Origin of the sequence: Conexibacter sp. CPCC 205762 (genome assembly GCF_030646155.1) — a bacterium.
Taxonomy (GTDB): domain Bacteria; phylum Actinomycetota; class Thermoleophilia; order Solirubrobacterales; family Solirubrobacteraceae; genus Conexibacter.
Genome location: NZ_JAUTDN010000020.1, coordinates 88,760 through 95,027, shown reverse-complemented (window position 1 = coordinate 95,027; position 6,268 = coordinate 88,760). Strand labels below are relative to the sequence as shown.

The 6,268-nt window shown below is 72.0% G+C and carries 6 protein-coding genes; 4 read left to right on the top strand and 2 right to left on the bottom strand.

From position 1 onward, the window contains the following. Positions 1 to 113: 113 nt before the first annotated feature. Positions 114 to 761 (top strand): hypothetical protein, encoded by a 648-nt coding sequence (locus Q7L73_RS16445; RefSeq protein ID WP_304690751.1) that lies wholly within the window; start codon positions 114 to 116, stop codon positions 759 to 761. 62 nt (positions 762 to 823) lie between these two features. Here the strand turns inward: Q7L73_RS16445 and Q7L73_RS16440 are convergent, their stop codons facing one another. Continuing rightward, on the bottom strand, positions 824 to 1,288 hold the full coding sequence (locus Q7L73_RS16440; protein WP_304690752.1) for an SRPBCC family protein: 465 nt from the start codon (positions 1,286 to 1,288) through the stop codon (positions 824 to 826). A 194-nt stretch (positions 1,289 to 1,482) separates the two neighbouring features. On the opposite strand from Q7L73_RS16440, the gene Q7L73_RS16435 reads away from it, so the two are divergent. The 3 genes from Q7L73_RS16435 (at position 1,483) to Q7L73_RS16425 (ending at position 4,811) form a co-directional block, all read left to right on the top strand. Then, complete coding sequence (locus Q7L73_RS16435) at positions 1,483 to 2,475, top strand: fibronectin type III domain-containing protein (RefSeq protein ID WP_304690753.1); 993 nt, start codon at positions 1,483 to 1,485, stop codon at positions 2,473 to 2,475. A 208-nt stretch (positions 2,476 to 2,683) separates the two neighbouring features. After that, complete coding sequence (locus Q7L73_RS16430) at positions 2,684 to 3,256, top strand: TetR/AcrR family transcriptional regulator (RefSeq protein WP_304690754.1); 573 nt, start codon at positions 2,684 to 2,686, stop codon at positions 3,254 to 3,256. 118 nt (positions 3,257 to 3,374) lie between these two features. Further along, positions 3,375 to 4,811: a DHA2 family efflux MFS transporter permease subunit gene (locus Q7L73_RS16425; RefSeq protein ID WP_304690755.1), complete on the top strand. Its 1,437-nt coding sequence runs from the start codon at positions 3,375 to 3,377 to the stop codon at positions 4,809 to 4,811. Here Q7L73_RS16425 and Q7L73_RS16420 read toward each other — a convergent pair. Beyond that, positions 4,804 to 6,231, bottom strand: a complete 1,428-nt coding sequence (locus tag Q7L73_RS16420) for a hypothetical protein (protein WP_304690756.1) — start codon at positions 6,229 to 6,231, stop codon at positions 4,804 to 4,806. The two genes, Q7L73_RS16425 and Q7L73_RS16420, sit on opposite strands and share 8 nt — an antisense overlap. Between the last annotated feature and the right edge of the window lie 37 nt (positions 6,232 to 6,268).

Here is a 6,268-nt window from a genome sequence, read left to right as displayed (position 1 = left end):
ACGATCCGACTTGGCGCGGCCCCCGGCGGCGCGGCGGGCGGCGCGGCGGCTGGCGGCGGCGCGGCCGGCGACGACGCCGTCGACAGCCTCTTCAACGACTCGAACGGAGACAGATGACGACCTCCACCGTCCGCAGGACGCTCGTCACGGCGGCGGCGCTCGCGGCGCTGGCGCCCGTGCTCGCGGCCTGCGGCTCCTCCGCGGACGACGCGTCGAGCACGACCGCCGCGGCCGGCGCCGCGACGACCGCCGCGGCCGGCATGAGAGATCGCGCCGAGCTGCAGGCCTGCCTCAGACAGCAGGGCGTCGAGTTGCCGCAGATGCCCGCCGGCGCAGGCAGACCGCCGCAGGGCGGCACCGGCACGACCCCGGCCGGCCCGCCGGCCGACGGCGAGATGCCCGCCGGCCCACCGCCCGGCGCTGACGGCAGCGGCGGCCCCGGCCCCGGCGGCGGCTTCAGAGACCTCTCCGACGCCGACCGCAGAAGAATGCAGGCCGCCTTGGAGAAGTGCGGCGCCACCTTCGGCGGCGGCTTCGGCGGACCGGGCGGTCCCGGCGACAGAGGCGGCAGAGGCGGCAGACCGGACACGGCGGCGCTGCGGAGATTCGTCGCCTGCGTGCGCAGAAACGGCTACGACCTGCCCGACGCGAACACCTCCGGCGACGGTCCCGTCTTCGACGACAGAGCGGTCGACCGCGACGATCCGGCGTTCGTCAAGGCGAGCAGAGCCTGCCAGAGATACCTGGCGCCGAGCAGCTGAGCCCCGTCACGCTCGCGCCCGACCGGCACGAGCGCCCTGGCCGCGCCTCGGCGAAGCCTCGCTCAGCGCGTCGGGTCCTGTCTGACCTCGCCGCGCCAGCCGCGCGCCGCGGCGCCCTCGCGCTCGACCAGCTGCTTGAAGCGCTCGAGGTCGCCGCGGACGCGGCGGTCGTCGGCGCCGAGCGCCGCGCCGAGCTTCTCCTTCAGCCCCTCGGGCGCCCAGTCGAGCTGCACCATCACTCGCGTCTCGCTGTCGCCGAGACGATGGAACGTGACGACGCCGGCGTTCTCCTTGCCGTCGGTGTTGCGCCAGGCGACGCGCTCGTCTGGGTGCTGCTCGGTGATCTCGGCGTTCCACTCGTGACGGCTGCCGCCGAACTCGGCGACCCAGTGGACGGTCACGTCGTCGAGCTGCTTGATCTCGGCGACGCCCTCCATGAAGTCCGGGAAGCGCTCGAACTGCGTCCAGGCGTCGTATGCGGTGCGAACCGGGACTGCGACGTCGATCGATTCTTCAACAGTTGTCATAGGTCACCTCAACAGATTGTGAACCGTGTTGGGATCTTGCTTTCCGCCCTACGCCGGCTCAAACGCAACGGCGGTTGCAAGGTCAGCCGATTCGACCCCCGCCGCAACTCGGGCCCACCCCGCCGAGTTGTAGAGCCCGAACGCCAACGACCAACACGGAGGTCCTCATGCGGCGAATCGCTGCACTTGGCGTCGTGACTCTTGCGCTGTCCGCGGGCGCAGGCACGCTCGCCTCCACCGCCCTCGCCGACGCGCCTACCGCGACGACGGGCGCCACGACGAACATCAACGACACGAGAGCGACGCTGGCCGGCACGGTCAACGCCAGAGGGGAGGAGACGAGCTACTCCTTCCAGTACGGCACGACGACCGCCTACGGCAAGCAGACGAGACTGACGTCGATCGGCAACGGCACCGACGACAGAACCGTCAACGTCGACCTGACCGAGCTGACGCCGGGCACGGACTACCACTTCCGCGTCGTCGCCTCGAACGCCACCGGCACCGCGACCGGCAGCGACGTCACGTTCAGAACGACCGGCACCGCGCCCGCCCCGGCGCCGAAGCCGACCGCGACGACCGGCAACGCCGTCGCGCTGCTGTCGACCGCGACGATCAACGGCACGGTCAACCCGCAGGGGCGTGCGACGAGCTACTACTTCGAGTTCGGCGAGACGACCGCCTACGGCAACCAGACCGCGCCGCAGGGCGCCGGCTCGGGCACGACGCCGGTGACGGTCACGGGCTCGCTGTCGGGCCTGAGAGTCGACGCCACGTACCACTACCGCCTGGTCGCGGTCGGTCCTGACGAGGCGATCGCGCTCGGCGAGGACAGAACGTTCCAGACCGGCGGCACCGGCTCGACGATCCTGTCGTTCTTCGGCCAGACCGCCTTCGCCGACCAGAACGGCGTCGGCGGCGTCTTCCTCGGCTGCTTCGGCGCCGTCGCCTGCAGAGGCAACATGACGCTCGAGCGCAGCGGCAAGTCCGTCGGCGTGCGTGACGGGTACACGATCAGACCGAACTTCGGCGGCATCGTGCACATCACGCTCAACGACCTCGGCAAGCGCCTGCTGAAGGCCCGCGGCAACATGAGAGTCCGCACGACGGTCGTCAACGAGAACGGTCAGAGAACGACCGGGATCACGAGACTGATCCGTTACTCGACGAACGGACTCAAGGGCTGACGCCGTTAGGCCGATGATCCGCGCAGCGGCCCGCTGCGTTGCAAACCCGTCGGACCGCTGCGCGGCCCCGCCCCGGCTTTGGCGAATTGTCGGGGCGGGGCCGTTCGCGCGTTAGGGGCCGCCGGCGTCGCGCCCGCGCCCCGCGGCCCGCGCCCCGCCTGGCGCGACGCGCTTGACACAAGGTGTGAGTGAGTGCATACTCACACCCATGGCCACCGCCACCCGCCAGCTCTCGACCGCCGCCGAACGCCGCGAGGCGCTGATCGAGGCGGCCTTCGTCGTCTTCGCCGAGCACGGCTTCCACGGCACGCCGACGACGGCGGTCGCGAAGGCGGCGGGGATCTCGCAGGCCTACCTGTTCCGGCTCTTCCCGACGAAGGAGGAGCTGTACGTCGCCGCCGTCGAGCGCTGCTACGAGAAGCTCGGCGCGACGATGAGAGCGGGCGCGGAGCGCGCTCGCGCTGCCGGCGAGGAGCCGATGGCCGGGATGGCGATGGCCTATCTCGGCCTGATGGAGGATCGCACGACGCTGCAGGCGACCCTGCAGGCGTTCGCGGCCGCCTCGGGCGGCGACGGGGTCGTGCGCGACGCCGTCCGCAAGGGCTACGGCGAGCTGTACGAGCTGGTCAGACGGCTCACCGGCGCCGAGGGCGAGCGGATGCGCGAGTTCTTCGCGCAGGGGATGCTCTGCACCGTCATGGCCGGCATGGACGCACCGTCGATCGGCGAGCCGTGGTCGCAGGATCTCGTCGGCGGCGACATCAACGACTGCAGACCTTAGGAGACGGCCGCCGCCGTCGCGCGATGGGCGCGACGAGGGCGGCTCATTTCTTGCCCCAAGAGTGAGTGACTGATTACACACCATGACCACCATCGAAGCGCTGAAAGGAGCCGGCGGAATGACCCGCTCGCGTCAGATCTGGACTTCGATCGTGACGAGCTTCGCGCTCTTCATGGTCACGCTCGACAACCTCGTCGTGACGACCGCCCTGCCGTCGATCCGCGTCGACCTCGACGCCTCGCTGAGCTCGCTCGGCTGGACCGTCAACGCCTACACGCTCGCGTTCGCGGTGCTGCTGCTGCCGGCCGCCGCGCTCGGTGACCGGCTCGGCCGCCGCCGCGTCTTCAGCATCGGCCTCGGCCTCTTCACGCTCGCCTCCGCGGCCGCCGCGCTGGCACCGAGCGCCGAGACGCTGATCGCCGCCCGCGCGCTCCAGGGCGCCGGCGCTGCGGCCGTCATGCCGCTCTCGCTGACGCTCCTGTCGGAGGCCTTCCCGGCCGGCAAGCGCGGCCTCGCGCTCGGCATCTGGTCGGGCGTCAGCGGCCTCGGCGTCGCGCTCGGCCCGCTGATCGGCGGCGCCGTCGTCGAGGGCATCTCGTGGCACTGGATCTTCTGGATCAACGTCCCCGTCGGGATCGTGCTGGTGCCGCTCGCCTACCGCCGCCTGAACGAGTCCCGCGGCGCCACCCGCAAGCTCGACCTGCCCGGCCTCGCGCTCGTCGGCAGCGGCCTGTTCGCGCTCACCTACGGGATCGTCAGAGCGGAGGACCTCGGCTGGACCAGCGGCACCGTGCTCGGCACGCTGATCGGCGGTCTCGCGCTGCTGACCGCGTTCGTCGCCTGGGAGCTGCGCACCGACGAGCCGATGCTGCCGATGCGCTTCTTCAAGAGCCGCGCCTTCAGCGCGACCAGCGGCGTCTCGCTGTCGATGTACTTCGGTGTCTTCGGCTCGATCTTCCTGCTGGCGCAGTTCTTCCAGACGGCGCAGGGCTACTCGCCGCTGGAGGCGGGCCTGCGCACGCTGCCGTGGACCGGCGTGACGATGATCGTCGCCCCGCTGGCGGGGATCTTCTCCGACCGCATCGGCTCGCGGCCGCTGATGGCCGGCGGCCTGGCGCTGCAGGCCGGCGCGCTCGCCTGGCTGGCGAGCGTCTCGACCCCGGACGTCGCCTACGGCGCGCTCGTCATACCGTTCGTGATGGCCGGCGCCGGGATGGCGCTGGTGTTCGCGCCGGCCGCCAACGCGATCCTCTCGTCGGTCCGCACGAGCGAGGCCGGCCAGGCCTCCGGCGCGACCTCGACGATCCGCGAGATCGGCGGCGTGCTCGGCGTCTCGGTCCTCTCGACCGTCTTCGCCGGCTCCGGCTCCTACGTCTCGCCGCAGGCCTTCACCGACGGCCTGACCGCGGCGCTGTGGGTCGGTGCGGCGGTGCTGGCGGCCGGTGTCGTCGCCGCGCTGCTGGTGCCGGGGCATCGTGCACAGGCAGCCAGCGCGGAGAGCGTCGCGGCCGCCGACCAGCAGGCGCTCGCGGAGGAGACGCTCGTCGCTACGTGAGCCGCAGCGAGATCGTCTTGACGACGGCCTTGCCGCCGCCGCTGGGGACGATCTTCACGCGCAGCCGGACGGTCGGCTTGCGCGCCTTCAGCAGCCGCGCCTTGTGCTTCTTCGCGACCCGCACCGTCACGGTGCGGGTCGCGGCGCGTGCGAGCCGCAGCGAGCTGCTGCCGAGCGTGCGCGGGCCGTGCAGCAGCTCGACGCCGACGCGGCAGGCCTTCGCGCAGCCGACCGTGACGGCGACGCCTCTGCTGGCGAGCGCCTTCTTGCTCGTCACCTTCGCGGCGAGCGCGGCGCCGTTGGTGCCGGGCTTGACGCCGCCTCCTCCGCCGCCGCTGCCGGAGCCGCCGCCTCTGCCGGGGCTGGGCGGCGCCGGGGCCGGGCGCGGCGCCGGCGCCGGTCTCGGCGCGACCCGCGCCGGCGGCACGTCGGCCGGGCCCCAGTCGGCGCTCGTCGCGCCGGGGATCAGCAGCCCGCCGATCGAGGCGCCCTGGTCGCACGGGTCCTGCTCCAGCGAGGTGACCGGCGCGACGTGGATGCCGTCACCCTCCGACCACGCCAGCTTCGTCCCGTCGGGCGACCAGCTCGGCCCGCTGAAGCGTCCGCCGACCGGGTCGCTGAGCTGGTAGCAGCCTCTCGGGAAGTACGGGTAGAGGCCTTCCGGCGTTCTGTAGATCCGCAGCAGCTCGTGCGTGTCGCCGGCGACGTAGGCCATCTTTCTGTGCGTCGGGTCGAACTCGCCCTCGTGCAGCTCGACGTCGGGGTCGTTGGCCCACCGCACCATCCCGCTCGTGCCCTCGAACGGGTACGGCGTGTGGATCACGAGGTCCTCGTTGCCGATCGACGGCGACGGGTCGCTGAGGACCGTCTGGTCGTCGCTCGTCCAGGTCGGGGAGATCCAGCCGCTCTGGGACTTGTTCTGCGGATCGTCGAGCGAGGTCAGTCTGTCGGGCCAGCTGTAGCCGGTGCCCTGGCGCAGGTAGACGCAGACGGTCTGGTACTCCGGCAGGCAGCCGCCGTCGATCGCTCTGTAGTACCAGTGGTAGGCGACGCGGCGGCCGTCGGGCGACAGCTTCGGGTCGAAGGGGCCGAACCACTGGCGGCCGTCGCCGCCGTTCTGCGCGCCGGGGCCGCTGCTGACGGGCGTGTAGATGTCGGCCTTGAGGCCGCCCTCGCGCGTCAGCCAGTGCAGTCTCGTGCCGTGCAGCGCGACCATCTCGCCGTACTTGTCCTGCGAGACGCTGGAGTAGCCGCCGGCCATGGTGACCTGGTGCTGCCGGCCGCCGTCGGAGGTCGACAGCCAGACGTTGCCGTCCTTGACGTAGGCGATCGAGTCGGCGTGGGCGGCCGGCGTGACGGCGGCCGCGGCGGCGCCGGCGAGCACGGTCGCGCCGAGGGTGGCGAAGAGTCGAGTGAACATGCCCTCGATCCCATCGTGCGGCGGCGCGCGCGGCAGC

Bases quoted from the DNA above. Each gene is read 5' to 3' on its own strand.
- Q7L73_RS16445 (WP_304690751.1), top strand. From the start codon at position 114: ATGACGACCTCCACCGTCCGCAGGACGCTCGTCACGGCGGCGGCGCTC.
- Q7L73_RS16440 (WP_304690752.1), bottom strand. From the start codon at position 1,288: ATGACAACTGTTGAAGAATCGATCGACGTCGCAGTCCCGGTTCGCACC.
- Q7L73_RS16430 (WP_304690754.1), top strand. From the start codon at position 2,684: ATGGCCACCGCCACCCGCCAGCTCTCGACCGCCGCCGAACGCCGCGAG.
- Q7L73_RS16425 (WP_304690755.1), top strand. From the start codon at position 3,375: ATGACCCGCTCGCGTCAGATCTGGACTTCGATCGTGACGAGCTTCGCG.
- Q7L73_RS16420 (WP_304690756.1), bottom strand. From the start codon at position 6,231: ATGTTCACTCGACTCTTCGCCACCCTCGGCGCGACCGTGCTCGCCGGC.